The following is a 26,041-nucleotide window of genomic DNA, read 5'->3' on the forward strand; positions in this document are numbered from 1 at the left end:
CACCACTCGCCCCGCCGTGTCTCACGGCGGGGCTTTTTTCAGCCCGCGTCCAACCGATGGCGCAGGGCGCGCAGCACCGGCAGGGCGGCGCGGACCTTGTCCGTCCCGATCGAGCGCACGACATCCGCGATCACCGGCATGAAGGCCGCCAGCGCCGCATCCCGCGCCTGCCGCCCGGCGGGCGAGATCGAGACGAACTTGCGCCGCGCATCGTCCCAGTCGGGGCGGATATGCACATGCCCCGCCCAGACCAGTTTCGACAGCGTGTTGGTCATCGCGCCGCGCGTGACGTGGAAGGTCGCGGCAAGCTGCGCCGGGGTGCGTTCCTCGGCCACATGCGCCAGATGGTTCAGCACCGAGAAATGCGAGATCTCCATGCCGCGCGGCAACACCCGGCTGACCATGTTGCGGGCCAGCTGGTCGACCATGAACACCTCGGCAAAGAGGGTCGCGGCAAGGGGATCGGACCCGTCATCCATCACGGGCCGTCGAAGTCGCGGTCGTGGGTGAGCGAGGGCACCCGGCCCCGCGCCTGCGCCAGCCGGGCGAGGTCGATATCGACCAGCGTCGCGCCCGGCTCGGCTCCGCCATCGGCCAGCACCTCGCCCCAGGGGGCGACCGCGAGGCTGTGGCCCCAGGTGCGGCGCTGCCGCGCGGGGGCATTGGGGCTGTGCGCCACATGGGCCCCGCATTGCGCAGGCGCAAGGACAAAGGCCGTGTTCTCGATCGCCCGCGCCCGGATCAGCGTTTCCCAATGCGCGGCGCCCGTGGTGTCGTTGAACGCCGCGGGCAGCGTCAGGATCTGCGCCCCGCCCTTCGCCAGACGGCGGAACAGATGCGGGAATCGCAGGTCGTAGCAGACCGCCAGCCCCACCTTGCCGAAATCCGTGTCCGCGACCACGGCGCGGGTGCCGGGGCGATAGCCTTCGGATTCGCGATATTTCTCGGTCTCCGACACGTTCACGTCGAACATGTGAATCTTGTCGTATTTCGCGACGATCTGCCCCTTCGGCCCGATCAGGAAGGAGCGGTTGGCGAAACGCCCGTCGGGATCATGCGTTTTCAGCCCGAGAGAGCCGATCAGCAGCCAGATACCCAGATCCTCGGCCAGGGCGCGCAGTTCGGCCAGCGTCGGGTCGTCTTCCTCGTGATACAGCGCCTCTTTCTGCCAGGCGCGGTCCGAGGACAGCAGGTTGGTGCATTCCGGCGTCAGCACGAAGCGCGCGCCACCGGCGGCCGCTTCGCGGATGAAGGCCTCGGTCACCGGCAGGTTCCGGGCGGGATCGTCCGAGACGTTCAGCTGGACAAGGCCCGCTTTGATGGTGCCCGCGTTCATGGTCAGCCCACCAGCATCGCGTCGAGCTTGCCCGCCGCGTCCAGCGCGTGCAGATCGTCGCAGCCGCCGATATGGGCGCCGCCGATGAAGATCTGCGGCACGGTGCGCCGTCCGCCCGCGCGTTCCGTCATCGCGGCGCGATCGAGGGAAACGTCGGTTTCCTCATAGCTGATGCCCTTGCGCGTCAAGAGCGCCTTGGCCGCGATGCAATAGGGGCAGGTGGGCGTGGTGTAGATTTCGACGTGTTTCATGAGATCCCCCTTGGGTCAGTCGACTATAGGGATTTAGGCATCCTTCGCAACGCGCGCCAGTGCCACGACATGCACCTTCGTTGCCCCGGCGGAAAGCGCCGCTTCGGTCGCCGCGCCGAAGGTCGCGCCCGAGGTCATCACGTCATCCACGATCAGCACCGCCCGCCCCTTCAGAGCCGCCGCCCGCCGGGGCATGACGCGCAGCGCATCGGCAAGGTTTTCATGGCGTTCCGTGCGCGAACGTCCCTCCTGCGAGGGGGTGGCGCGCAGCCTCTGGAACAGATCGGGGACATGGCGCAGCCCATGCGTGTGCGCGACGACGCGCGACAGCAGCGCCGATTGATTGTATTGCCGTTTCAGCAGGCGCAGCCGGTGCAGCGGGATCGGTGCGACGATCATCCCCGGCTCGATCAGCGGTGCCGCCGCCCGCGCGACCCAGCCGCCGAGCGGGCGGGCAAGGTCCAGCCGGTCGCCGTGTTTCAGCGCCAGCACCATCCGCCGCCCCGCGCCGTCGTAACGGATCGCCGCCGCGCCCCGGTCCCACGGCCGGGGATGCGTCAGGCATTCGTCGCATAGCGTTGCCTCCCCGGCCTCACCGGGCAACGGCGCGCCGCAGGCATCGCAGGCCAGTCCGGCGATGAAGGCCGTTTCGCGCCAGCAATCCCCGCACAGCCCGAAGTCCGAGGCGACGGCCCCGCCGCAGCAGATGCAGCGCGGCGGAAAGACGCTGTGCAGCCCGCCAAGCGCCAGCCCGCGCAGCAGTGCTGGAATCCGCGCCCGAAGCGCCGTAATCTCTGTTCCCATCATGACCACGCAGCCCCTTCTGACCGACCGAACCGCCCTGATCCGCCAGCGGACCCGCGCGGCCCGCGCGCCCACGCTGTTCCTGCACGAGGATGCGGCGGATGAACTTCAGGAAAGGCTGCTTGAGGTTAACAGAACCTTTACGGCGCCGGCTCTGGTGACGAATTTTCCCGCGCCCTTCGCCGCCGTGATGCCCGGCGCCAAGGTCGTGGCGGATGACGAGGTGCTGGACCTGACCCCGGGCGGGCACGATCTGGTTGTCCATGCGATGTGCCTGCACTGGGCGAACGATCCGGTCGGGCAGGTCATCCAATGCGCCCGCGCGCTTCGCCCCGACGGGCTGTTCATCGCGGTGCTGTTCGGGGGCCAGACGCTGCATGAACTCCGCGCCGCGCTGGCCGAGGCCGAGGCCGCGGTGACCGGCGGCCTGTCCCCTCGCGTCCTGCCGATGGGGGAGATCCGCGAACTGGGCGCGCTGCCCGGGCGCGCCGGGCTCGCCCTGCCCGTCGCCGATTCCTTTCCGCGCAAGGTCACCTATGCCGATCCGCTGCGGCTGATGGCCGATCTGCGCGCGATGGGCGAAACCAACGCCCTCGCCGCCCGGCCCCGGCATTTCACCCGCCGCGCCGTGCTGGCCGAGGCCCTGCGCCGCTATGCCGCGGACTTCGCCGAACCGGGCGGACGCATCCGCGCCACCTTCGACATGGTCTGGCTGACCGGCTGGAAACCGCATGAAAGCCAGCAAAAGCCGCTGCGTCCCGGTTCCGCCGCGCAACGTCTGGCCGAGGCGCTGAACACCGCGGAAATCTCAACCGGCGAAAAGCCCGGCGCCTGAGCCTCCCATCGCCTGAGCCCCATTGACCCCGCCGCGTAACGCGATACCTCCGGGGGAAGCCAGAACAGGACAGATCATGACCTACCGCCCGACCCACGCCCCCGCCGACCATCCGCTGTTGCCGGAACCGAAGATCGGGGTGCTGGTCGCCAATCTCGGCACGCCGGACGGCACCGATTACTGGTCGATGCGGCGCTACCTGAACGAATTCCTGTCGGACAAGCGGGTGATCGACTATCCGTCGTGGAAATGGCAGCCGATCCTGCAACTGATGGTGCTGACGAAACGGCCGTTCACCTCGGGCGCCAACTACCGCACGATCTGGAACACCGAAAAGAACGAAAGCCCGCTGATGACGATCACCAAGCAGCAGGTGGCGGCATTGCGCACGGCGGCGGCCGCGCGCTACGGCGAGGGCGTGATCGTCGATTTCTGCATGCGCTACGGCAATCCCTCGACCTTCGAGGTGGTGGACCGGATGGTGCGGCAGGGCTGCGAGCGGATCCTGTTCGTGCCGCTTTACCCGCAATATGCGGGGGCGACGGTGGCCACCGCGAACGACCAGTTCTTCCGCGCGCTGATGCGGCAAAAGCGCCAGCCCGCCTCGCGCACCGCGCCCGAATATTTCGCCCGCCCCTCCTATATCGACGCGCTGGCGCAGTCGGTCGAACGGGTCTACGCGACGCTCGACCGCCGCCCGGATGTGCTCGTCGCCTCCTACCACGGGATGCCGAAACGCTATCTGGCCGAGGGCGACCCCTACCATTGCCAGTGCCAGAAGACATCGCGTCTGCTGCGCGAACGGCTGGGCTGGGAACCGGGCGGGATCGACACCACCTTCCAGTCGGTCTTCGGGCCCGAGGAATGGCTCAAGCCCTATACCGTCGAACATGTGGCCGAACTGGCGAAGGCCGGGAAGAAGAACATCGCCGTCATGTCGCCCGCCTTTTCCGCCGATTGCATCGAGACGCTGGAAGAGGTCAACGGCGAGATCCGCGAGGCCTTCATGCACGCGGGCGGCGAGACCTTCACCTATATCCCCTGCCTGAACGACGATCCGGCGCATATCGCCGCGCTGATGGAACTGATCGGCGAAAATCTGGAGGGCTGGGCCGACTGACCCGGCCCCGCGCCCTCCGCATTCCGCCGCGCAAAGTGGCCTTCCGGGCCACAGATAGTGCGCGAAAGCCGCGGTTCCGCCGTCAATCCCCGCCTCACGCAACTGTGGGTTTGCGCCCGGTCATCCGGCGTTGTATGGCACAGCCTGAATTTCCGGGGGTACGTGAAAATGAGCCGCGTCAAGGCGTTGATATTGTTTGCTGTCATGGGTCTGGCCGCGTGTCAGCCGTCCACGCCTCAACTCGGGCCGGACGGGCAGCCGCTGCCGCAGCTCTACAGGATCTCGAACAAGGACGCGGCAGAGATCCCCGGCCGCGTGACCGAGGCGATCAACTCCCTGCGCGCCGTCCGTGGCACCGCGCCGCTGACGCTGGAACCCACGCTCACGCAGGCGGCCGAGGTCCATTCGCGCGACATGGCGCGGCAGAACCGCGCGTGGCACTGGGGCTCGGATGGATCCTCGCCCTTCGACCGCGCGTCGCGGGCGGGCTTCCCGGGCAAGGTCGCGGGGGAAAACATCTCCGAAACCTATGAAAACGAAACCCAGACCCTGTCCACCTGGATGGCCGATCCGGAAACGCGCGACGTGATCCTGAACCCGGCGGCGACGATGATGGGCTTCGGCTGGTATCAGGAACCCTCGGGCAAGATCTGGTGGACGCTGGTCACCGGCCACTACTGATACGGCTCCGGCGTATCAGTAGGTTGCACCAAAGCCCGCCTTCGTGACCGCGGCGCGGAATGTAATTCCATCTGCGAGCGGTCGCGAGCCCGTTTCCGCGGGCTGATGCTGACACGAAGATCGTCATGAGGAATGGCATTCCCCGATGCGTTTCCCGAACCGGGCTCGGCCCCTCGGCCCCTCGGCCCTTCTGCCTTTCATCTTTCCAAAAATATCCCGGGGGTGAATTTGCGCGTCAGCGCAAAGAGGGGGCTGGCCCCCTGCCTCCCCCTCCGTTCTCCCGGCGCTCAAATCCTGATGCCATGAAAAAGGCCGGCGATTCCGCCGGCCTTTCACTGTCTGTCCGCGCCGTTTCAGGCGATGCCCTGTTCCGCCACTTCCTTCGCCGTGCGGTCGAGCACCACGCCCATGATGCGCAGGATCTCGGCCACGTCGGCTTCGGTCACGATCAGCGGCGGGCACAGCGCCAGCGTGTCGCCGATGGCGCGCAGGATCAGGCCCTCTTCATGGGCGATCCGGTTGGCGATCTGGCCGACCTGACCGGATTTCGGGAACTTCGCCTTGGTCGCTTTGTCGGCCACCAGCTCGACCGCCGCCATCAGGCCGACGCCGCGCACCTCGCCCACCAAGGGCTTGTCGGCAAAGGCGCGCATGCCGCTCTGGAACGGCGCCTCCAGACGCGCGGCATTGCCGACCAGATCGCGTTCCTCGATGATCGCGATGTTTTCCAGCGCGACGGCGGTGGCGACGGGGTGGCCTGCGGCGGTGAAGCCATGCGCGAAGGCGCCGATCCGGTGGCTGTTGTCGGCCACGGCCTCATAGATCGCGTCGGAAAAGACGATGGCGGCCAGCGGCATGTAGCTTGAGGTGATCTGCTTCGAGACGGTCATGATGTCGGGGGTGAAGCCCATCTTCGCCGCGCCGAAGGTGGTGCCAAGGCGGCCGAAGCCGTTGATGACCTCATCCGCGACGATCAGGATGTCGTTCTTGCGGCAGATCGCCTCGACGCCTTCCCAATAGCCCTTCGGCGGCACCAGAACGCCGCCCGCACCCATCACCGGCTCGCCGATGAAGGCGGCGATCGTGTCGGCACCCTCGCGGGCGATGGTGTCTTCCAGCTCCGCCAGCAGACGGGCGGTGAACTGTTCCTCGGTCTCGCCCGCCGTGCCTTCGCGGTAGAAATGCGGGCAGGTGAGGTGGATCACCGGCAGGATCGGCAGGTCGAAATCCTTGTGGTCGACGGCGATGCCCGTCAGGCTGCCCGAGGCCATGGTGATGCCGTGATAGGCATTGGTGCGGGCAAGGAACTTCTTCTTTTCGCGGCGGCCAAGCGCGTTGTTGTAGTACCAGACCAGCTTGACGACCGTATCATTGCCTTCGGACCCCGAGGAGCAATACAGCACGTGGTTCAGCCCCTCGGGCGCCATTTCGGCCAGCTTTTCCGATAGCTTGATCGAGGGTTCATGCGATTTCGCGCTGAAGGTGTGGTAGTAGGGCAGCTTCTGGAACTGCTTGTAGGCGGCTTCAGCCAGACGCGGCTCGTTGAAGCCGACGGCCACGGACCACAGCCCGGCCATGCCCTCGATGTATTTCTTGCCGGTGGAATCGAAGACATGGATCCCCTGACCGTGATCGATGATCAGCGGGCCGTTCTGCTCGAACGCGCGGGCATCGGTGAAGGGATGCAGCTGATGCGCCACATCCGCGTGGGCCAGAGAATTGGATAGCGTCATGATCGTCCTCATGTCAGTGTCGGGGCAGGCGGTCGCCGGGATCGGGATGCGTTCAAACCGCAGCATAGACAAGATCGCGCCGCGATGTTTCCCGATTCTTCGCGTCACTTGCTGAAAATAGATGCAGTTTCTTGCGTCGTGGATGACATGGGCGAAAGGATATTCACCGATCCCCCGTCCGCGGCGAAGATCAGGGCAGCAATCCCGCCAGCGCCAGCAACAACGCCACCCCCCCCATCGCCCGCGCATAAAGAGCCAACGCCCGCCGCATGTCGGCGGCGTCCGGGTCCGGCGCGCCCTCGTTCACCCAAGGCTCCTGCGCGATCCGGTCGCCATAGACGCGCGGCCCGGACAGGCGCAGGTGCAGCGCACCCGCCATCGCCGCCTCGGGCCAGCCGGCGTTGGGCGAACGGTGATGCCCCGCGTCGCGCGCCATGCAGCGGATCGCCGCCGAGGGCGCGCGCGACACCAGCGCGAAGATCAGCCCCGACAGCCGCGCCGGGATCAGGTTCACCAGATCGTCGATCCGCGCCGAGGCCCAGCCGAAGGCCTCGTGCCGCGGCGTCCGGTGCCCGATCATCGAATCGAGCGTGTTGATCGCCTTGTAGGCGGCGATCCCCGGCAGGCCCAGAACCGCGCCCCAGAAGATCGGCGCCACGACCCCGTCCGAGGTATTCTCGGCCAGACTTTCCAGCGCGGCGCGCGCAACGCCCGCCGCATCCAGCGCCTCGGGATCGCGCCCGACGATCATCGACACCGCCCGCCGCGCCCCCGCCAGATCGCCCGCCGCCAGCGGTCGCGCCACCGCCGCCACGTGGTCATGCAGGGACCGCATCGCCACCAGCGGCCATGCCAGCAGCCCACCGATCACGATGCCCGGCCAGCCATCGGGCAGGACGGCTTGTAGAACCGCCGCCACCCCACCCGCGAGGCCGATCACCAGCACCGCCGCCAGAGCCCCCGCCAGCCTGCGCCGGGGCAACCGCCGGTCTAGGCCCGCGATCAGCCCGCCGACCCATGTCACCGGATGGCCGATGCGACGAAACAGCGGCGCGGGCCAGCCGATCGCCAGATCAATGGCCATCGCGACCAGCATCATCAGGGCGAAATCCGGGATAGTCATGCGAAACTCCGGTTCACGAAGCCGACGGACCAGCCCGCGCCGGTCCGGGTGAGTTGGGTCAGCGACAGCGGCGCGATCTGAAAGGCCAGCGCCCCCGGCACCGATCCCGTCGCCGCCGCCAGCGCCGCGCGCACCGTTCCCGCGTGGACGACAAGGCAATGCGTGCCCGGCGCCAGATCGTCCAGCGCCGCGCCGACCCGGGCGCACATGGCGTCGAAACTCTCGCCCTCCGGTGGGGCATGAGCGGCAAGATCGGCGGTGCACAGCGGACCTAGATCGGGCAGATCGGCGAAGGCCAGCCCCTCCCACGCGCCGAAATCCTGCTCCCACAGGCGCGGATCGCTGGCGGGTTCCGCGCCGGGCCAGATCGCCTGCGCTGTCTGCACGCAACGCCGCGCGGGCGAGGACCATATCCGCGCCTCCCCCACCGCCGCCCGCAACGCGCGGGCCGCAGGGGCGCCGAACGGCTCCGCATCCACATCCCGGTGCCCGGCAAGGCGGCCGTCATGCCGGGCGGGCGCATGGCGGATCAGCCATATCCGGGTCTCATCGCGCATGGATTTTCCTTTATCCCCGCTGCCGTTTCTGCTTTGAACCCCGCACGGGAACAAAAGTCCATCGGGGGGCGCATGGCACGGATCATCCTTGTCACCGGCGGGGCACGCTCGGGCAAGAGCGCGATCGCCGAAAGCCGCACGCTCGGCCTTGGGCCGGAGGCGGTCTATATCGCCACCGCGCAGGCGTTCGACGCCGAGATGGAGACCCGGATCGCCGCCCATCAGGCCCGCCGCGGGCCGGAATGGGTGACGCATCAGGAACCGCTCGATCTTGTGCCGGCGCTGGATGCGACGGATGGCAAGCCGCGCCTTGTCGATTGCCTGACGCTCTGGCTGACGAACCTGATGCTGGCCGGGCGCGACTGGCAGGCGGCGGGGCGGGATCTGGTCGCGGCGCTGCCCCGGCAATCCGCCCCGGTGGTTCTGGTGACGAATGAGGTCGGCGCCGGGATCGTGCCCGACAACCGCCTCGCCCGCGATTTCCGCGATGCGGCGGGGGTTTTGAATCAATGGGTGGCGCAGGCGGCGGATGAGGTGATCCTTGCCGTCGCGGGCCTGCCGCTGAAGGTGAAATGATGACATTCGACGATCTTGCCGCGATCCCTTTCCTTGCCGAAACCCTGCCCGTCGCGGATGAAGCGGCGCGGGCCGCTGCGCTCGACCGGCAGAACAGCCTGACGAAACCGCCCGGATCTTTGGGGCGGCTCGAGGATCTGGCGCTGTTCATGGCCGGATGGCGGGCGACGCCGCGTCCCCGGATCGGGTTGGCGCAGGCGCTGGTCTTTGCCGGCAATCACGGGGTCTGCGCGCAGGGGGTGAACCCCTATCCGCAGGCGGTCACGGCGCAGATGGTGGCGAATTTTCAGGCGGGTGGCGCCTCGATCAATCAGCTCTGCCGGGTGAACGGCGCGGATCTGTCGGTCGTGGCGCTGGATCTGGACCGGCCGACGGCGGATTTCACCGCTACCGCCGCGATGACCGGGGCTGAGACGCTCGCCGCCATGAACCGCGGCGCGGCGGCGGTGAATCGGGATGCGGATGTCCTGATTCTGGGCGAGATGGGCATCGGCAATTCGACCATCGCCGCCGCGCTGGCAGCGGCGCTGTTCGGCGGGAATGTCGCGGATTGGGTCGGCCCCGGCACCGGCTCGGACGCCGAGGGGCTGCGGCGCAAGATCTCGGCGATCGAGCGCGGGTTGGCCCGGCACCGGGGGCTGACGCCGATGGAAACCCTTGCGGCATTGGGCGGACGCGAACAGGCGGCGATCTGCGGCGCGGTTCTGGCGGCGCGGGCGGCGCGGATCCCGGTCATCCTCGACGGGTTCATCTGCACCGCTGCCGCCGCGCCGCTGCATGCGGCCGATCCGCGCCTGCTCGACCATTGCCTGATCGGCCATGTCTCGGCCGAGCCGGGGCATCGGCGGCTGCTGGCGGCGATGGGCAGGACGGCGGTGCTGGATTTCGACATGCGGCTGGGTGAGGGGTCCGGCGCGGCACTGGCGCTTGGCATCCTGCGCGCGGCGCTGGAATGCCACAACGGCATGGCCACCTTCGGCGAGGCCGGGGTGAGCGAGGGATGATCCGCACCCGGCTGGCAGAGCTGCAACTGGCGGTGATGCTGCTGACGCGGCTGCCGGCGGGGCGCCTGCCCGAGCCGGTGCCCGGCATCGGGCGCGCCGCCTGGGCCTTTCCGCTGGCCGGGCTCGTGCCCGGGCTGATCGGCGCGGGCGTTCTGGCGCTGGCGCTTTGGGCGGGGCTGGCGCCGGTTCTGGCGGCGGGGTTGGCGCTGGCCGCGCAGATCGCCGCCACCGGCGCGCTGCACGAAGACGGACTTGCCGATTGCGCCGACGGCTTCTGGGGCGCGCGAGACCGGGCGCGGCGGCTGGAGATCATGCGCGATTCGCGGATCGGATCCTTCGGGGCGGTGGCGCTGATCCTTGGCATCGGGCTCAGATGGCAGGCGCTGGCGCTGCTGGCCGATCCGGCGGCGATGATCGTCGTCGCGATGGCCAGCCGCGCCGCCCCCGCCGCGCTGATGACGCTGCTGCCGCCCGCGCGGGCGGACGGCCTCGGCCATGCGGCGCAGGCGCGCAGCCTGCCGGCGCTCGCCGTGGCGCTGATCCTCGGCAGCGCGCCGCTGGCCTTCGTTCCCGGCGGCGCCGTGGCGCTTGCGGCCGCGATGCTGGCGGTGACCGGGCTCGGCCTTATGGCGCGGGCGCGGCTTGGCGGACAGACGGGCGACGTTCTGGGCGCGGGCCAGCAGATCGCCGAGATCGCCCTGCTGCTCGCCCTCTCGCGCTGACCCGCCTTCCCCCTTCATTCTTCCATAAATATCCCGGGGGGTGAGCGCGGCACGCGCGAGGGGGCTGGCCCCCTTGACCCGCCTGCCGATATAAACCCGCCAAACCGTATGGCGCAGGAAACCGGACCGGGATTCGCGCGTTATGACCGTGGGGAAGCTGAAAACCTGTGGATTCGTCCACGTTCCGGCGCATGATATCCCCGGGCGCAATGTGAGAATGGAGAGAACGATGGGTCTCAAGGATGAAATCCGCCAGCTTCGCGGTGAACTCGACGACAAGCTTGACGAAACGGGTGTCAGGGACGGCGTCAAGGACGCCGGGGAAAACGTCGCCGACACGGTGAAAAAGGGCGCCGCACATGCGCAGGCCAAGGTCGAGGAAGGCCTCGACGCCGTGCAGCGCACGGTGCGCAGCGCGCGGGCCAAGGTCGACGAAGTGACCGATCCGGACTATATCGCGGGCGTTCGCAGTTCGCTGAGCCAGTCGCTCGCGCAGGTCGGCGAGGAACTCGAACGTGTTCCGGCGCGCTATCCGACGCTGACGGCGCTGACCGCGCTTGGCGTGGGGATCGCCCTCGGCCTGTCGCTGAGCCGGAAGAATCGCTGAGGCCGCGCGCGGCAGGAGGACGGAATGTCGACGACACTTGATGCCGCGCGTGTCTATGCACGGATCGCGGTCCTGCGCCGCAAGCTGCTGTTGCAGCAGGCGGCGCAGCGCGTTGTGGCCGGGATCGTGGCGCTGGTCGCGCTGCTGATCGCGATGGGGTTCGGAACGCGGGCGCTGTATCTGGCGCTGGTGCCGGAGTTGGGCGAACTGGGCGCGACGGCGGTGATCGGCGGCTTCTGGCTGGTGATCGCGGTGGCGCTTGGCATTTACGCGGCCAGCACGCCCCGGTCTCAGGAATTGGCCGAGCTGGAACAGATGGAGCGGCAGGCGCGGGTGCGCACCGAAAACGCCATAGGCGCAATGCGGGCGGCGGGCATGCAGGCGGAAACGATCACCGGCCGGGCGATCATGCTGTTCGGCGTCGTCAATGCGCTGCGGCGGATGCTGCGGCGGCGAAAACGCTAACCGGGAAGGTTGTTCTGCCGGGCGGTGCGGTCGTTGATGTAGAGCTTCCACACCGCAAAGAACAGCGCAGCGATCAGCGGCCCCAGAACGAAGCCGTTCACCCCCAGGATCGACAGCCCGCCGAGGGTCGAGATCAGCACGACGTAATCCGGCAGGCGGGTGCTCTTGCCCACCAGCGTCGGCCGCAGGAGGTTGTCGATCAGGCTGATGACGCCAAAGCCGATGACCATCAGGATGATCCCGCGCATGAAATCTCCCGTCACCAGCATGTAGATGGCGACGGGCAGCCAGACCAGCGCCGCGCCCACCGCCGGCAGCAGCGACAGCACCGTCATCAGCACCCCCCAGAACAGCGAGGCCTTTACCCCAAGCGCCCAGAACGTCAGCCCGCCGATGCCACCCTGAATGACCGCGATGATGAGGTTGCCCTTCACCGTCGCCTTCACCACGGCGACGAAGGCGCGCAGCAGCCGGTCGGTGTGGTGATCGCTCAGCGGGCTCGCGCGGCGGATCGTCGCCGCCACGGCCGGCCCGTCGCGGAACAGGAAGAACAGCAGATACAGCATCACCCCCGTCGCCACGGCGAATTGCGCCGTGCCCTGACCCACGGAATAGGCGCGCCGCGCGATCGTCTGCGTCGCGGTCTCTAGGAAAGACGTCAGCCGCGACTGGAGGTCGGAGAACTGGGTGAAATCCAGCGACGACAGCCATTGGTCCAGCCGCACCGGCAGCGCCGAACGCAACTGTGCCAGCAGCGTGGCCGGGTCGAACTCGCGCCGGTTGATGGTGTTATACAGATCCGTCGCCTGCTGCGCCAACGCCGCCAGCAGCGCCGATCCGGGCAGCACCACGATGCAGATGCAGGCCAGAACGCTGACGATCGCCGCGATCGAGCGGTGCCCGCGGAACAGCACGGTCAGCCGCACCTGCAACGGATGGAACAGGATCGCAAGGATCGTCGCCCACAGGATCGCGCCGTAATAGGGCACGATCAGCCAGATGAACGCCAGACTGACCACCACGATCAGCACGTTGAAACTGGTGGTCTGTTCCCGTTTCTCTTCGGTATCTTTCGCCATCTGGCACTCCTGGACGGGCACGTGACCCCGTTGCAACCTTATCGCATCGGTCCGGGCGCGTCATTCCATCTCGTTGACAACCGGCTGGATTCGTCTCAGTCTTTACTGAACTGGTCAGTTCAGGGGGCGTCATGCGCCGCGCATTTCCAACATTCGTTTTTCTGTCGGTTCTTGTCGGATTAGGGGCCGCGCCCCCGGTGCAGGCGGCTGGATTTCTGGACAGCGTGCTTATCACGCTTGGCCTGCGCAGCGCGGAAACGGATATTTCCAGCTCGAATGGCCGGATCGAGGCGCAAAGCGTCGATGTTGCGGCGAAATATGCGGGCCGGGTGTCCGCGGTGCTGGTGTCCGAAGGGCAGGTGGTCGAGGCGGGTCAGGTGATCGCGCAGCTCGACGACCGGGAAATGCAGGCGAAACTTCTGGGCGCCGAGGCGCAGGTGTTGCAGGCGCAGGCGACGAAGGCGCAGGCCGAGGCCGCGGTGATGCAGGCGCAAAGCGCCGTCACCGTCGCGCAGACGACCTATGACCGGACGGAAAAGCTGCAGGCGCAGGCCATCGCCTCGCAGGGCAGTCTGGACGACGCGCGCAACGCGCTGGAATCGGCCAAGGCGTCGCTCGCCTCCGCGCAGGCGGCGGTATCGAATGGCGACGCGCTGATCGCCGCCTCGAACGCCGCGGTCGAAGAGGTGAAGGTCGCCATCGACGATCTGACCGTCAAGGCGCCGATCCGCGGCCGGGTGCAGTTCCGCCTGCACGAACCGGGCGAGGTGATCGCGGCCGGAACGCCGGTGGTGACGCTGCTCGACCTGACCGATGTCTACATGAACCTCTATCTGCCCGCCGATGCGGTGGGCACGCTTTCGGCGGATGACGAGGCGCGGCTGATCCTCGACCCGATCCCGCAATATGTCGTGCCGGCGAAGGTCACCTTCATCTCGCCGCAGGCGCAGTTCACGCCCAAAAGCGTGGAAACCCAGTCCGAGCGCGAACAGCTCGTCTTTCGCGTCAAGCTGTCGATCCCGCGCGATCTCTTGGAGAAATTCGAGGATTACGTGAAGGTCGGCGTGCGTGGCGTGGGCTATGTGCGCAAGGATCCCGCCGTCGACTGGCCCGCGAACCTGCAAGTGAAGCTGCCGCAATAGGTGCATGATGGCCTTCGCGGCGGAACTTGAAGGCGTCGGCCACCGCTACGGCAAGACCGTGGCGCTGGACGGCGTGACATTGCGGGTTCCGGCGGGCTGCATGGCGGGCCTGATCGGGCCGGACGGGGTGGGGAAATCCACGCTGCTTGGCCTGATCTCGGGTGTGCGCAAGGTGCAGTCGGGCAAGGTCGTGGCGCTCGGCGCGGATATGAGCGACCGGGCGGCGCGCGCGGGGATGCAACCGCGCATCGCCTATATGCCGCAGGGGCTGGGGCGGAACCTCTATCCGACGCTGACGGTGCGCGAGAACCTCGATTTCTTCGGCCGGCTGTTCGGGCAGAAGGCCGGGGAGCGCGACCAGCGTATCCACATGCTGCTGGACGCGACCGGCCTTGCGCCGTTTCCGGACCGGCCGGCGGGCAAGCTGTCGGGCGGGATGAAGCAGAAGCTCAGCCTGTGCTGCTCGCTCATCCATGACCCCGACCTGCTGATCCTCGACGAACCGACCACGGGCGTCGATCCGCTGTCGCGGCGGCAGTTCTGGGACCTGATCGACAGCATCCGCGAACGTATGCCGGATATGAGCGTGATCGTCGCCACCGCCTATATGGACGAGGCGGAACGCTTCGACTGGCTCGCCGCGATGGACGGCGGCAAGGTGATCGCCGAGGGCGCGCCGAAGGAGCTGATGGAACGCGCCGGGGCCAGGACGCTGGACGACGCCTTCATCGCCCTTCTGCCCGAGGCGGAGCGGGCCGAGCACAAGCCCGTCGAACTGCGCCCCCGCGTGCCCTCCGCCGACAAGGCCCCGGCGATCGAGGCGCATAACCTCACCATGCGCTTTGGTGATTTCACCGCCGTCGATGATGTCAGCTTTGAAATCCCCGAGGGCGAGATCTTCGGCTTTCTCGGCTCGAATGGTTGCGGCAAATCGACGACGATGAAGATGCTTACGGGTCTGCTGACGCCGACCGAGGGCACGACGAAGCTGTTCGGCGAACCTCTTGGCCGGTCGGACATGCAGGCGCGGCTGCGCATCGGCTACATGTCGCAGAGCTTTTCGCTCTACAGCGAGTTGTCGGTGCGGCAGAACCTCGACCTGCATGCGAAACTCTATGGCGTGCCGCGCGCGGACCGTGCAGGGCGGGTGGCGGCGAGCCTGACGGATTACGAACTCGACACCGTGGCCGATCAGATGCCCGACGATCTGCCGCTTGGCATCCGGCAGCGGTTGCAGCTTGCCGTCGCCACGATCCACGAACCGCGGATCCTGATCCTTGATGAACCAACCTCGGGCGTCGATCCGGTGGCGCGGGACGGGTTCTGGCGCAAGCTGATCTCGCTGTCCCGAGACAAGGGCGTGACGATCTTCATCTCCACCCATTTCATGAACGAGGCGGCGCGCTGCGACCGCATTTCGCTGATGCACGCGGGCAAGGTGCTGGCCGTCGGCACCCCCGCCGAGTTGACGGAAAAGCGTGGGGCCAAGACGCTGGAAGAGGCGTTCATCGCCTATCTGGAGGATGAGATCGCGGCCGATCCCGCACCCGAGGGCGTGCTGCGCGTCGAAAAGGCCCCGGCCCCCTCGGCCCCGCGCGCGGCGCTGACCCGGCTCTGGGCCTATGCCACGCGCGAGACGATGGAGCTGTTGCGCGATCCGATCCGGCTGTTCTTCGCGCTGCTTGGGCCGGTAATCCTGATGATCACCGTGGGCTTCGGGATTTCCTTCGACGTGAACCGGCTGAGCTTTGCCGTCGAGGATCAGGACCAGACCGCCGAAAGCCGCCGTCTGGCCGAACAGTTCAGCGCCATCCGCCAGTTCGGCACGCAAGATCCGCTGAGCGGCACGCAGGACATGATGCAGCGCATGGGGCGGGGGGATCTGGCCATCGCGCTGGAAATCCCCGACGGCTTCGGCAAGGCGCTGCGGCAGGGCAAGGTGCCCGAGGTCTCGGTCTGGCTCGACGGGTCGCTGCCGTTCCGGGCGGAAACCTCGCGCGCCTATGCGCTTGGGGTGATGAACCATTTCGCCGATCTGACGGCGCAGGAACAGGGCGGCGCGGCGGCCTCGCAGGTCGATATCGAAACGCGGTTCCTGTTCAATCAGGCCTTCCGCAGCGCCAATGCGATGGTGCCTTCGGTCATCATGCTGATCCTGTTCCTGATCCCCGCGATCATGGCCGCCATCGGCGTCGTGCGCGAGGTGGAAACCGGCACCATCGCCAATTTCCGCTCCACCCCGGTCACCCGGCTGGAATTCCTGCTGGGCAAGCAGCTGCCCTATCTGGTGATCTCGGTGGTGAATTTCGTCGTGCTGTTCGTGCTCGGCCTGCTGATCTTTCAGGTGCCCTTCACCGGCAGTTTCTGGACCCTCGCCGGGCTGAGCGTGATCTATGTCGCCGCGACGACGGGGTTCGGGCTGCTGATCTCGACCTTCACGAAAACGCAGGTGGCGGCGGTCTTCGCCACGGCGGTGCTGTCGATCCTGCCCACGGTGAACTTCTCGGGGCTGATCGTGCCGGTATCCTCGCTGCAACCCGCGAGCCGGATGATCGGCTTCGGCTTTCCGGGGTCGTGGTATCAGCAGGTGACGCAGGGCACCTTCGTCAAGGGCTTCGGCTGGAGCGATCTGGGGCTGAACGCGCTGGTCCTGACGGGGTTCGCGCTGGCCTATCTGGCGCTTGCGGTGCTTGCCCTGCGCAAGCAGGAGGCCTGAGATGCAGCGGATCCTCAACACCCTGCGCCTGACGGCCAAGGAATTGCGCGCCATCGCCCGCGACGTGGTGATGCTGGTGCTGATCGCCTATGTCTTCACCGTGTCGACCTACATGGTCGCGGATGCGATCTCGACCGAGGTGGATCATCTGGCCGTCGCCGTCATCGACGAGGATCAGAGCATCCTGTCCGCCCGCCTGACCGATTCGATCCAGCCGCCGCTGTTCAAATCCCCCGACATGATCGCCGCGGATCAGGCCCTGCAGGCGCAGAAGGACGGGAAATACATCCTCGTCGTCGATTTCCCGCCCGACATGGAGCGCGACCTGAAGGCCGGGCGGTCGGTGACGATCAACATCGACGTGGATGCGACCGCCGTGGCCCATGCCGGCAATGGCGCCGCCTTCATGAGCCAGATGCTCGGGCAGGAGATCACCCGCTATTTCAGCCCCTCGGCGGTGGATGGTTCGCAGATCGACGTGGTGTTCCGCAGCTTCTACAACCCGAACCTGACCTCGAAATGGTTCACCTCGGTGATGCAGCTGATGAACTCGATCACCATCCTGACGCTGATCCTAGCCGGGGCCTCGCTGATCCGGGAACGGGAACACGGCACGATCGAGCATGTGCTGGTCATGCCGGTGCGGCCGCCCGAGATCGTCGTGTCGAAGATCCTTGCGAACGGGCTGGTGATCCTGATCGCGGCGGTGTTCAGCCTGATCGTGGTGGTGGAATGGCTGCTGGCGGTGCCGGTGAGCGGCTCGGTCCTGCTGTTCGTTCTGGGCACGGCGCTTTACGTGATCGCGCTGGCGAGCCTCGGGCTTCTGCTGGCGACGTTCACGAAGAACATGGGGCAATACGGGTTGCTGGTGATCCCGGTGATCGTGGTGATGATCCTGTTGTCGGGGGGGATCACGCCGCTGGAATCGATGCCCGGCTTCCTGCAGGTCGCGATCCGCATCCTCAGCCCGGCACCGCATTTCGTCGCCTTCGCGCAATCCGTGCTATATCGCGGCAGTGGCATCGGGCTGGTCTGGCCGGAAATGGCGACGATGGCGGCGATGGCGGTGTTCACCTTTTCCGTCACGCTCATGCGGTTCCGCAAGGTTCTTTCCGGATAGGGCGCAGGGGGCCAGCCCCCTCTTTGCGCATCCGCGCAAATTCACCCCCGGGATATTTGGGGAAAGATGAAAGGATCTACCCGTTCGGGGCAAAATGGGTCACGGCGTCGCCCGCGCGGGCCTTTCACGATATTTCCTGTTTCGGCTTTCCCCAAATATCCCGGGGGAGCGCGGAATGCGCGGGGGCAGCGCCCCCTACGCCCGTGCCGCCAGTCCGACGAGCCTCAGGCAGACCCGCGTTGCCGCCGCCATGTCCTGCACCGAGATCCATTCGAGCGGCCCGTGGATGTCCTGCATGCCGGTGAAGACATTGGGGCAGGGCACGCCCATTTCCGTCAGTCGCGAGCCGTCGGTGCCGCCACGGATCGGGTTGGAGACGGGCTCGATCCCCTCGGCGCGGCAGGCGTCGTGGGCAAGCGTCACCGGCGTCATGTCCTTTTCCAGCCAGTAGCGCATGTTGCGGTATTGGGGGCGGATCTCGCAGGTCACGGTGGCGCGGGGTTCGGTGGCGGCCACCGCCGCGCAGACCTGTTTCAGCATCTCGCCCCGCGCGGCGAGGCCGTCGAGTTCGAAATCGCGCAGGATGATCGACATATCGACCTCCGCCGCCGTGCCCTTCATCGCGTGGATGTGCCAGAAGCCGTCGCGGCCGCCGGTGACCTCGGGCGTCTGGGTGGCCTGCGGCAGGGTGTCGATGATCTTCGCCGCCAGATGCAGGGCGTTGACCATCTTGCCCTGCGCCGTGCCGGTATGGGTGGAAACGCCGGAGACCCGCACCTTGGCCCCGTCGGCGGAAAAGGTTTCGTATTCCACCTCGCCCACCGCGCCGCCGTCGAAGGTATAGGCGAAATCGACGCCGAGATCGGCGGGCAGGCGCGGATCGACGCCACGGCCGATTTCCTCGTCAGGTGTGAAGGCGATGCGCAGTTTCGGGCGCGGCGCGCCGGAGGCGATCAGCTCCCGCACCGCGGTCATGATGACCGCCACGCCCGCCTTGTCATCCGCGCCCAGCAGTGTTGTGCCCGAGGCGGTGATGATGTCATGCCCCACCTTCGTCGCCAGATAGGGCGAATGTTCCGGCGTCAGCACCAGCACGCTGTCGGGATAGGTGATCGCGCCGCCGTTGTAGCCCCGGATCACGCGCGGCTTCACCCCCGTGGCATTATAGGCGGGTGCCGTGTCCATATGCGCCAGAAGCCCGATCACCGGACCCTCCGCCGTGCCCGGCACCGTCGCCAGAACCGCCCCGTAATCGGTGATCGTCACATCCCCGGCCCCCGCCGCGCGCAGCTCATCGGCCAGCATCTTTGTAAGGTTCAGCTGGATCTCGGTCGAAGGCTGGCTCGCCGATCCCTCGTCGCTTTGCGTATCCACGGAACAATAGCGGACAAGGCGGTCTTCAAGCTCGCGGTCGAATTGGGTCATCGGGGGCCTCCTGTTTCGGGGATGAGGCGCGCGGAGCGGCGCGGTGTCAAGACCTTGGCGCGGGCGCGGTGGCGGGCTACAACGTCCCCTCGACCCGAAGGGAGACACCATGGATACCGCCACCCGCATCGCCCGCACCATCGCCGCCGAAATCGGCGCGCGCCCGGATCAGGTCTCGGCCGCCGTGGGGCTGCTGGACGAGGGGGCGACGGTGCCCTTTGTCGCGCGCTACCGCAAGGAGGCGACCGGGGGCCTTGACGATACGCAGCTGCGCAAGCTGGCCGACCGTCTGGTCTATCTGCGGGAGATGGAGGCGCGGCGGGCCGCGATCCTCGACAGCATCCGGGGGCAGGACAAGCTGACCGACGATCTGGCCGCGCAGATCGCGCGGGCGGAGACCAAGGCCGAGCTTGAGGACATCTACCTGCCTTACAAGCCGAAACGCCGCACCAAGGCGATGATCGCGCGGGAAAATGGCCTCGCCCCGCTGGCCGAGGGGATCCTGGCTGACCGCCGCGCCGAACCCGAGGCTCTGGCCGCCGGGTTCGTCACCGAGGCGGTGCCGACGGTGAAGGATGCGCTGACCGGCGCGCGCGACATTCTGGCCGAGGGGCTGACGGAAAACGCGGCACTTCTGGGCGATCTGCGTGCCTTCCTGCACCGCACGGCGAAGGTGACGGCCAAGGTCGTCGCCGGGCAGGAGGAGAAGGGGGCGAAATTCTCGGACTATTTCGAGCATAGCGAGGATTGGGCGACGATCCCCAGTCACCGGGCGCTGGCGCTGCTGCGCGCCTCGAACGAGGGGGTGGTGACGCTGGACATCCAGCCCGATGAGGCGGGGGCCGAGCGCGCCGTCGCCATGGTCGCCGCCGTCTTCGACGCCCGCACGCAGGCGCCGGGCGATGTCTGGCTGCGCGGGGTGGCGGGCTGGACATGGCGGGTGAAGCTGAGCCTGTCGATGATGCTCGACCTGATGGGCGAGATGCGGGCGAAGGCGCAGGAAGAGGCGATTGCCGTCTTTTCGCGCAACCTCAAGGATCTGCTGCTGGCCGCGCCTGCCGGGGCCAAGGCGACGCTGGGGCTCGATCCCGGCATCCGCACCGGGGTCAAGGCGGCGGTGGTCGATGCGACGGGGAAACTGCTGGCGACCGACACGCTCTATCCGTTCCAGCCGAAGAACGACCTGCGCGGGGCGCAGGCGGCGATCATCCGGCTGATCGCGGCGCATGGGGTGGACCTGATCGCCATCGGCAATGGCACGGCGAGCCGCGAGACGGAAAAGCTGGTGGCTGAGACGCTAAAGCTGCTGCCCGCGGGCGTCAGGGCGCCGGTGAAGGTGGTGGTGTCCGAGGCCGGGGCCTCGGTCTATTCCGCATCCGAACTGGCGGCGCGGGAGTTCCCGGATCTGGACGTCTCCCTGCGCGGCGCGGTGTCCATCGCGCGGCGGTTGCAGGACCCCTTGGCCGAACTGGTGAAGATCGAGCCGAAATCCATCGGCGTCGGCCAGTATCAGCATGACGTGGACCAGTCGAAGCTCGGCCGCGCACTCGAAGGCGTGGTCGAGGATGCGGTGAACGCGGTGGGAGTGGATCTGAACACGGCCTCAGCGCCGCTCTTGGCGCATGTCTCGGGCCTCGGGCCGGGGTTGGCCGAGGCGATCGTGGCGCATCGCGATGCCAACGGCGCCTTCCGGTCGCGCAAGGCTTTGCTGAAGGTCGCGCGTCTGGGGCCGCGCGCGTTCGAGCAATGCGCGGGCTTCCTGCGCATCCGCGACGGGGATGAGCCGCTGGATGCCTCGTCCGTCCACCCCGAGGCCTATGACGTCGCACGGCGCATCGTGAAGGCCTGCGGGCGCGACATCCGGGCGCTGATGGGCGACGGCGCGGCGCTGAAACGGCTCAACCCGGCCGATTTCGTCGATGCGAGCTTCGGCCTGCCCACGGTGCGCGACATTCTGGCGGAACTGGAAAAGCCCGGACGCGACCCGCGCCCGAGCTTCGTGACGGCGAGCTTTGCGGACGGGATCGAGGACATCAAGGACCTCCGCCCCGGCATGCAGCTCGAAGGCACGGTGACGAATGTGGCGGCCTTCGGCGCCTTCGTCGATATCGGCGTGCATCAGGACGGGCTCGTCCATGTCAGCCAGCTGGCAGACCGTTTCGTGAAAGACCCGCATGAGGTGGTGAAGGCCGGCGACGTAGTGAAGGTCCGCGTGACCGAGGTGGACATTCCGCGAAAGCGCATCGGCCTGACCATGCGCAAGGACGGCGGCACTTCGGCGCGCGAGGATCGCGCCGCGAAGGGTCCTCAGGCTGGGCCGAAGCCGAAGGGGCCGATGTCGTCTGCGCCGAAATCCGCGCCGAAGGGCGGGGATACCGGCTCTTTCGGCGCGGCCCTGCTTGACGCGATGAAGCGGCGCTGATTGGCTGGCCGAAAGGGGCGCAAGATGAAGACGATCCACATCCTGAACGGGCCGAACCTGAACCTGCTGGGCCAGCGGCAACCGGAAATCTACGGCGCCGATACGCTCGCGGATGTCGAGCGCGACTGCGCCGCCGTCGCCGCCGCGGCGGGCTTCGCGGTGAAGCTCCTTCAGACCAACTGGGAAGGCCAGATGATCGACTGGATCCACGAGGCGCGCCAGACCGCCTGCGGGGTCGTGATCAATCCGGGCGCGTGGACGCATACCTCGGTGGCGATTCTCGATGCGCTGAACACCTTCGAGGGGCCGGTGATCGAATGCCACATCTCGAACGTCCACAAGCGCGAGCCGTTCCGGCACCATTCCTATGTCTCGCTGCGGGCGGACGGGGTGATCGCCGGGCTGGGGATCGAGGGCTATGCGCTGGCCGTGCGGCGGATCTGTTCGCTGTTGGGCTAGGCGCTTGCGGCTGGCGGGGCTGGGGGGCGCTGCCCCCCGTCTTCATTTCATGAAGACTCCCCCCGGGATATTTATGGAAAAACGACGGCCATTAAGGATTTAGTCACCACGTCGGGCAATTCTGGAGATGCGGAACAGGCGGGGACGCCGATGACCGTGAAAGACGACGGTTCCGGCCCGGCTTCGCCTGGCGTCCCGGGTCGGGCCATTCCTGCTTTCGTGTTTCCATAAATATCCCACGGGGGTGCGGGGGTGTGAAACCCCCGCCGCCGACCCCGCCGCAATCATGCGTTGTGCAGGTAGAGCGCGTAATCCACATCGGCGATCCAGCGCGCCACCCGCTGATATTCCGCCGCCTTGATCGCGGTGAAGGTGCGGTGCATGTCCGGGCCGAGCGCCTCTTTCAGGAAGGCCGAGCCTTGTGCCGCGCGGATCGCCTCGCGCCAGTCGCCCGGCATCGGCAGGTCATCGCCGCCCTCATAGCCGTTGCCCTGCGTTTCCGGCCCCGGATCGATGCGGTGCGCCAGCCCGTGCCGGATCCCGGCAAGGATCGTCGCCCCCACCAGATAGGGGTTGGCATCGACGCCCGAGGGCCGGTGCTCGATCCGGCGCGCCTTCACCTCGCCCGCCGGGATGCGCAGCGCGACGGAGCGGTTGTTCACCCCCCAACTGGGCGAGACGGGCGCATAGCTCTGATTGGCGAACCGCCGCCATGAATTGGCATGCGGCGCGAAGACCAGCATCGATTCGCCCATCGTTGCCCGCAGGCCGCCGATGGCGTGGCGGATCGTGTCGGTCCAGTGGCCCTCGACCTCTTCGGCAAAGACATTGCGTCCCCGGTCGTCGCACAGGCTGACGTGGAAATGCATCCCCGATCCGGCATATTTCTCGATCGGCTTGGCCATGAAACAGGCAAGGACCCCGTGCCGGCGCGCCTGCATCCGCACGATCCGCTTCAGCCGGATCAGGTCGTCCGCCGCCTGCATCACATCGGTGCGGTAATGCAGCGTCAGTTCGTATTGCCCCGGCGCATATTCCGAGATCACCGTTTCAGCGTTGATCCCCATCGCCTCGGCGGCGCGGTAGATATCGGTGAACAGCGGTTCCATCCCGTGCAGGTGATCGACGGAATAGACCTCGGTCCAGTCCGAGCGCCGCCCGTCCAGCACCGCCGCCGCGGGGCGCACACCCTGCGACCGGTCGGGATCGAGGAGGAAGAATTCCAGCTCGAACGCCCCCGCCGGATGCAGCCCTTCGGCCGCCATCGCCGCCACCTGCCGCTTCAGCGCGTGGCGCGGGTCCGAGGTCATCTCCGCCCCGTCCAGATGATACATGCTCATCAGCAGTTCGCCGCGCGGCGGATTGGTGCCGTGCAGCGCCTTCAGCGTGCCGGGGATCGGCCAGGCGCGCAGGTCGCCGTCGCCCTGATCCCAGATCAGCCCGGTTTCATGCACATCCTCGCCCACGATATCCAGCCCGAGGATCGAGATCGGCAGATGCCGCCCGCCCTTGTAGAGGCCGGCCAGTTCGTGGCGCCGGATGATCTTGCCCCGGCCGATGCCGTTCGCATCGTGCAGAACGATGTCGAACGCCTCGATCTCGGGATGGGCGGCGAGGAAGTCTTCGGCCTCGGCGATGTCGGAGCCGGAAGGGGATTGCGTCATGTCAGGTCCCGGTCAGATGGCCCGGCGCATCGGCGAAGGCAGCGACCGGCAGGTCGATCTGCGCCCGCGACATCACCGGCGATGCGGTATCATATTGCGGAACGGCGCGGTCAGACAGCCTCGATTGAGCGGTCGGGGATCGCCGTTTGCACGGGGACGATCCCGGCGTTCAAGGTCCGTTTTCCCCCGTCAGCGCGGTTCGACTCACCCGGACAGGGACGGCGATAGCGGCGGCGCGACAGGTTCCGGCCCGCGCCCTGCGGGACACGGTTGCGCGACATCACGCCGCTTCGGGTCATGCCTTTGGCAACAATGCGCTGCAACAGTGCCGCAACGACAAGTTTGATATCGCGTGACATAAAGCTCTCTTGCAAGTTCACAGGCACTATGCCTAAGGATTTGGCAAAGAGGCTGCTATTTGGCGGCCTGAGGAACTATATGACATCGCTTGGAAAATACATGTCCCCACGCAATGCCCTTTTGCCGTTTTCGCTGACCCGCCGGAACCTTCTGGGCACCCTCTCGGCGGGTGCGGTCCTGGCCTGTGCGGGAACGGCGGTGCGCGCGCAGGAAGCCCCGCCGCCCGAGCCCGACCAGACCCCGCCCGAGGCGGAGCCCGCGCCCGCGACGACGGGCCAGCAGCCGTTCAGCTTTGACACGCTGTCCGCCACCATGCGCGACACCGCCAGCAAGCAGCCGCAGACCTCGACCCTGCCGGACAGCTTCCTGACCCGGCTGAACTACGACGACTACCGGCTGATCCGTTTCAACCCGGACCGGGCGCGTTTCGCCGATACCGAACATTCGCGGTTCCGGCTGCAGGCCTTTCACATGGGCTGGCTGTTCAAGGAACCCGTCCTGCTGTACGAGGTGGCGAACGGTCAGGCCTGGCTTCTGGGCTTCGACACCGACGATTTCATCTATGAGCGACAGGCGCGTGACATCGTGCCGGAGCACGAGGCCCTGCCGGGCGTCGCGGGCTTCCGGCTGCACACGCCGCTGAACCGCCCCGATGTGTTCGACGAACTGGTGGCCTTTCAGGGCGCGTCCTATTTCCGTGCGCTCGGCCGCAATTCGACCTATGGCCTTTCGGCGCGCGGGCTGGCGATCAACACCGGCCTGCCGGTGGCCGAGGAATTCCCCCGCTTCACCAAGTTCTGGATCCAGCGGCCCGAGCCCGGCTCGCAGACGCTGGTGGTCTGGGCGGCGATGGAAAGCACCTCGCTGACCGGCGCCTATCAGTTCGTCATCACGCCGGGTCAGGAAACGATCATGGACGTGACGGCGCGGCTGTATTTCCGCGCCGACGTGCAGCAGCTGGGCATCGCGCCGCTGACCTCGATGTTCCTTTATGGCGACCGCAACCGCGCGCGGTTCGACGATTTCCGCCCGAAGGTGCATGACAGCGACGGCCTTGGCATCCTGCGCGACGACGGCGAGCGGCTCTGGCGGCCGTTGTCGAACCCGACCCGGCTGGCGTCGAGCTATCTGGTCGAGGAAAATCCCCGCGCCTTCGGCCTGTATCAGCGCGACCGCGATTTCGACCATTATCAGGATGCCTCGGCGGTCTACGAACGCCGCCCGTCCTGCGTGGTCGAGCCTCTGGGCGACTGGGGCAAGGGCACCGTGCGGCTGGTGGAAATTCCCTCGGACCTTGAGGTGAACGACAATATCGTCGCCTTCTGGGTGCCGGACACACAGGCCAAGGCGGGCACCGACATGGAATTCCGCTACCGCCTGCGGTGGGGCGACCTGATGCCCGATCCCAATGCGAACCGCGCCCATATCGTCGCCTCGCGCGCCGGGCTGGGCGGCGTGTCCGGCACGCCGAACACCGACGGGTCGCGCAAGTTCGTCATCGACTTCGCGGGGGGCATGATCGGGCGGCTGCCGGCCTCTGCCGCCGATCAGCTCTCGATCGTCGCCACCGCATCGCAGGGTGAAATTTCGACGCAAGTGTTGCATTATGTTCCCGAGAGCAAGGTCTGGCGCCTGATCCTGGACGTCAGACCCACAGGCAATGTCGTGGAACTTTCGGCCCATATCGCTGGTTACGATCAGAAGCTGACCGAAACCTGGCTCTATCAATGGATCAACGCATGACCGCACAGAGCAAGCCATCAGCGTCCCGGCCCCCCAGGTCCCGGTCCGGTGAAAGCCGCGCCCGGGGTCCGGCAAAGGCCACGGCCGCGAAGGCGAC

The 26,041-nt window shown here is 67.2% G+C and carries 25 protein-coding genes; 14 read left to right on the forward strand and 11 right to left on the reverse strand.

Going from position 1 to position 26,041, the window contains the following annotated elements:
* Positions 1-38: 38 nt before the first annotated feature.
* Genes D2T30_RS12070 through D2T30_RS12085 form a run of 4 tightly spaced genes read right to left on the reverse strand, consistent with a single transcriptional unit; the run spans position 39 to position 2,394 of the window.
* Positions 39-479, reverse strand: a complete 441-nt coding sequence (locus tag D2T30_RS12070; protein ID WP_128180222.1) for a MarR family winged helix-turn-helix transcriptional regulator — start codon at positions 477-479, stop codon at positions 39-41.
* Positions 479-1,321, reverse strand: a complete 843-nt coding sequence (locus D2T30_RS12075; RefSeq protein WP_128209128.1) for a carbon-nitrogen hydrolase family protein — start codon at positions 1,319-1,321, stop codon at positions 479-481. The genes D2T30_RS12070 and D2T30_RS12075 overlap by 1 nt, the downstream gene beginning before the upstream one ends.
* A gap of 17 nt (positions 1,322-1,338) precedes the next feature.
* A complete protein-coding gene (gene grxC / locus D2T30_RS12080) occupies positions 1,339-1,587 on the reverse strand; it encodes a glutaredoxin 3 (RefSeq protein WP_128180224.1) in 249 nt (82 codons plus the stop codon).
* A 33-nt stretch (positions 1,588-1,620) separates the two neighbouring features.
* A complete protein-coding gene (locus D2T30_RS12085) occupies positions 1,621-2,394 on the reverse strand; it encodes a ComF family protein (RefSeq protein ID WP_241651257.1) in 774 nt (257 codons plus the stop codon).
* On the opposite strand from D2T30_RS12085, the gene D2T30_RS12090 reads away from it, so the two are divergent.
* The 3 genes from D2T30_RS12090 to dalA all read left to right on the forward strand — a co-directional run bounded on the left by D2T30_RS12090 (position 2,393) and on the right by dalA (position 5,027).
* A complete protein-coding gene (locus tag D2T30_RS12090; protein WP_128209075.1) occupies positions 2,393-3,226 on the forward strand; it encodes a methyltransferase domain-containing protein in 834 nt (277 codons plus the stop codon). The genes D2T30_RS12085 and D2T30_RS12090 overlap by 2 nt on opposite strands.
* A 76-nt stretch (positions 3,227-3,302) precedes the next feature.
* Positions 3,303-4,346, forward strand: coding sequence for a ferrochelatase (gene hemH / locus D2T30_RS12095; RefSeq protein ID WP_128209076.1), 1,044 nt, complete (start codon positions 3,303-3,305; stop codon positions 4,344-4,346).
* Positions 4,347-4,514: 168 nt separating this feature from the next.
* On the forward strand, positions 4,515-5,027 hold the full coding sequence (gene dalA, locus D2T30_RS12100) for a divisome-associated lipoprotein DalA (RefSeq protein WP_128209077.1): 513 nt from the start codon (positions 4,515-4,517) through the stop codon (positions 5,025-5,027).
* A gap of 353 nt (positions 5,028-5,380) precedes the next feature.
* Here the strand turns inward: dalA and D2T30_RS12105 are convergent, their stop codons facing one another.
* The 3 genes from D2T30_RS12105 to D2T30_RS12115 all read right to left on the reverse strand — a co-directional run bounded on the left by D2T30_RS12105 (position 5,381) and on the right by D2T30_RS12115 (position 8,440).
* Entirely contained in the window at positions 5,381-6,760 is a 1,380-nt protein-coding gene (locus D2T30_RS12105) for an aspartate aminotransferase family protein (RefSeq protein ID WP_241651258.1), read from the reverse strand.
* Between the two features lie 190 nt (positions 6,761-6,950).
* Entirely contained in the window at positions 6,951-7,883 is a 933-nt protein-coding gene (cbiB, locus tag D2T30_RS12110; RefSeq protein ID WP_241651259.1) for an adenosylcobinamide-phosphate synthase CbiB, read from the reverse strand.
* Positions 7,880-8,440, reverse strand: coding sequence for a histidine phosphatase family protein (locus tag D2T30_RS12115; RefSeq protein WP_128209078.1), 561 nt, complete (start codon positions 8,438-8,440; stop codon positions 7,880-7,882). Before D2T30_RS12115 ends, cbiB begins: the two co-directional genes overlap by 4 nt.
* Before the next feature lie 72 nt (positions 8,441-8,512).
* Between D2T30_RS12115 and cobU the strand changes: the two genes are divergently transcribed.
* The 5 genes from cobU to D2T30_RS12140 all read left to right on the forward strand — a co-directional run bounded on the left by cobU (position 8,513) and on the right by D2T30_RS12140 (position 11,814).
* On the forward strand, positions 8,513-9,016 hold the full coding sequence (gene cobU, locus D2T30_RS12120; protein WP_128209079.1) for a bifunctional adenosylcobinamide kinase/adenosylcobinamide-phosphate guanylyltransferase: 504 nt from the start codon (positions 8,513-8,515) through the stop codon (positions 9,014-9,016).
* Positions 9,013-10,020, forward strand: coding sequence for a nicotinate-nucleotide--dimethylbenzimidazole phosphoribosyltransferase (gene cobT / locus D2T30_RS12125; RefSeq protein ID WP_128209080.1), 1,008 nt, complete (start codon positions 9,013-9,015; stop codon positions 10,018-10,020). Before cobU ends, cobT begins: the two co-directional genes overlap by 4 nt.
* Complete coding sequence (gene cobS, locus D2T30_RS12130) at positions 10,017-10,742, forward strand: adenosylcobinamide-GDP ribazoletransferase (RefSeq protein WP_128209081.1); 726 nt, start codon at positions 10,017-10,019, stop codon at positions 10,740-10,742. Before cobT ends, cobS begins: the two co-directional genes overlap by 4 nt.
* A 229-nt stretch (positions 10,743-10,971) precedes the next feature.
* Positions 10,972-11,349, forward strand: a complete 378-nt coding sequence (locus D2T30_RS12135; protein WP_128180242.1) for a hypothetical protein — start codon at positions 10,972-10,974, stop codon at positions 11,347-11,349.
* A gap of 24 nt (positions 11,350-11,373) precedes the next feature.
* Positions 11,374-11,814, forward strand: coding sequence for a hypothetical protein (locus D2T30_RS12140; RefSeq protein WP_128180244.1), 441 nt, complete (start codon positions 11,374-11,376; stop codon positions 11,812-11,814).
* On the opposite strand, the gene D2T30_RS12145 is transcribed toward D2T30_RS12140, so the two are convergent.
* On the reverse strand, positions 11,811-12,893 hold the full coding sequence (locus tag D2T30_RS12145; protein ID WP_128209082.1) for an AI-2E family transporter: 1,083 nt from the start codon (positions 12,891-12,893) through the stop codon (positions 11,811-11,813). The two genes, D2T30_RS12140 and D2T30_RS12145, sit on opposite strands and share 4 nt — an antisense overlap.
* 131 nt (positions 12,894-13,024) lie before the next feature.
* Between D2T30_RS12145 and D2T30_RS12150 the strand changes: the two genes are divergently transcribed.
* Genes D2T30_RS12150 through D2T30_RS12160 form a run of 3 tightly spaced genes read left to right on the forward strand, consistent with a single transcriptional unit; the run spans position 13,025 to position 17,871 of the window.
* Positions 13,025-14,035 (forward strand): HlyD family secretion protein, encoded by a 1,011-nt coding sequence (locus D2T30_RS12150; RefSeq protein WP_128209083.1) that lies wholly within the window; start codon positions 13,025-13,027, stop codon positions 14,033-14,035.
* A 7-nt stretch (positions 14,036-14,042) separates the two neighbouring features.
* Positions 14,043-16,751, forward strand: a complete 2,709-nt coding sequence (gene rbbA / locus D2T30_RS12155; protein WP_128209132.1) for a ribosome-associated ATPase/putative transporter RbbA — start codon at positions 14,043-14,045, stop codon at positions 16,749-16,751.
* 1 nt (position 16,752) lies between these two features.
* Positions 16,753-17,871, forward strand: a complete 1,119-nt coding sequence (locus tag D2T30_RS12160; protein ID WP_128209084.1) for an ABC transporter permease — start codon at positions 16,753-16,755, stop codon at positions 17,869-17,871.
* Positions 17,872-18,066: 195 nt separating this feature from the next.
* Here the strand turns inward: D2T30_RS12160 and pepT are convergent, their stop codons facing one another.
* A complete protein-coding gene (gene pepT / locus D2T30_RS12165; RefSeq protein WP_128209085.1) occupies positions 18,067-19,296 on the reverse strand; it encodes a peptidase T in 1,230 nt (409 codons plus the stop codon).
* 109 nt (positions 19,297-19,405) lie between these two features.
* Between pepT and D2T30_RS12170 the strand changes: the two genes are divergently transcribed.
* Both D2T30_RS12170 and aroQ read left to right on the forward strand, forming a co-directional pair.
* The gene (locus D2T30_RS12170; protein ID WP_128209086.1) at positions 19,406-21,718 is read left to right on the forward strand and encodes a Tex family protein; all 2,313 of its coding nucleotides are present in this window, start codon (positions 19,406-19,408) and stop codon (positions 21,716-21,718) included.
* 24 nt (positions 21,719-21,742) lie between these two features.
* Complete coding sequence (gene aroQ / locus D2T30_RS12175; protein WP_128209087.1) at positions 21,743-22,177, forward strand: type II 3-dehydroquinate dehydratase; 435 nt, start codon at positions 21,743-21,745, stop codon at positions 22,175-22,177.
* 284 nt (positions 22,178-22,461) lie between these two features.
* On the opposite strand, the gene D2T30_RS12180 is transcribed toward aroQ, so the two are convergent.
* The gene (locus D2T30_RS12180) at positions 22,462-23,841 is read right to left on the reverse strand and encodes a glutamine synthetase family protein (protein WP_128209088.1); all 1,380 of its coding nucleotides are present in this window, start codon (positions 23,839-23,841) and stop codon (positions 22,462-22,464) included.
* 110 nt (positions 23,842-23,951) lie between these two features.
* Positions 23,952-24,200, reverse strand: coding sequence for a hypothetical protein (locus tag D2T30_RS12185; RefSeq protein WP_128209089.1), 249 nt, complete (start codon positions 24,198-24,200; stop codon positions 23,952-23,954).
* Positions 24,201-24,300: 100 nt separating this feature from the next.
* Between D2T30_RS12185 and D2T30_RS12190 the strand changes: the two genes are divergently transcribed.
* Positions 24,301-25,944, forward strand: coding sequence for an OpgD/OpgG family glucan biosynthesis protein (locus tag D2T30_RS12190; protein WP_128180263.1), 1,644 nt, complete (start codon positions 24,301-24,303; stop codon positions 25,942-25,944).
* Positions 25,945-26,041: the final 97 nt, after the last annotated feature.

Source organism: Paenirhodobacter populi, assembly GCF_004022215.1.
Classification (GTDB): domain Bacteria; phylum Pseudomonadota; class Alphaproteobacteria; order Rhodobacterales; family Rhodobacteraceae; genus Rhodobacter; species Rhodobacter populi.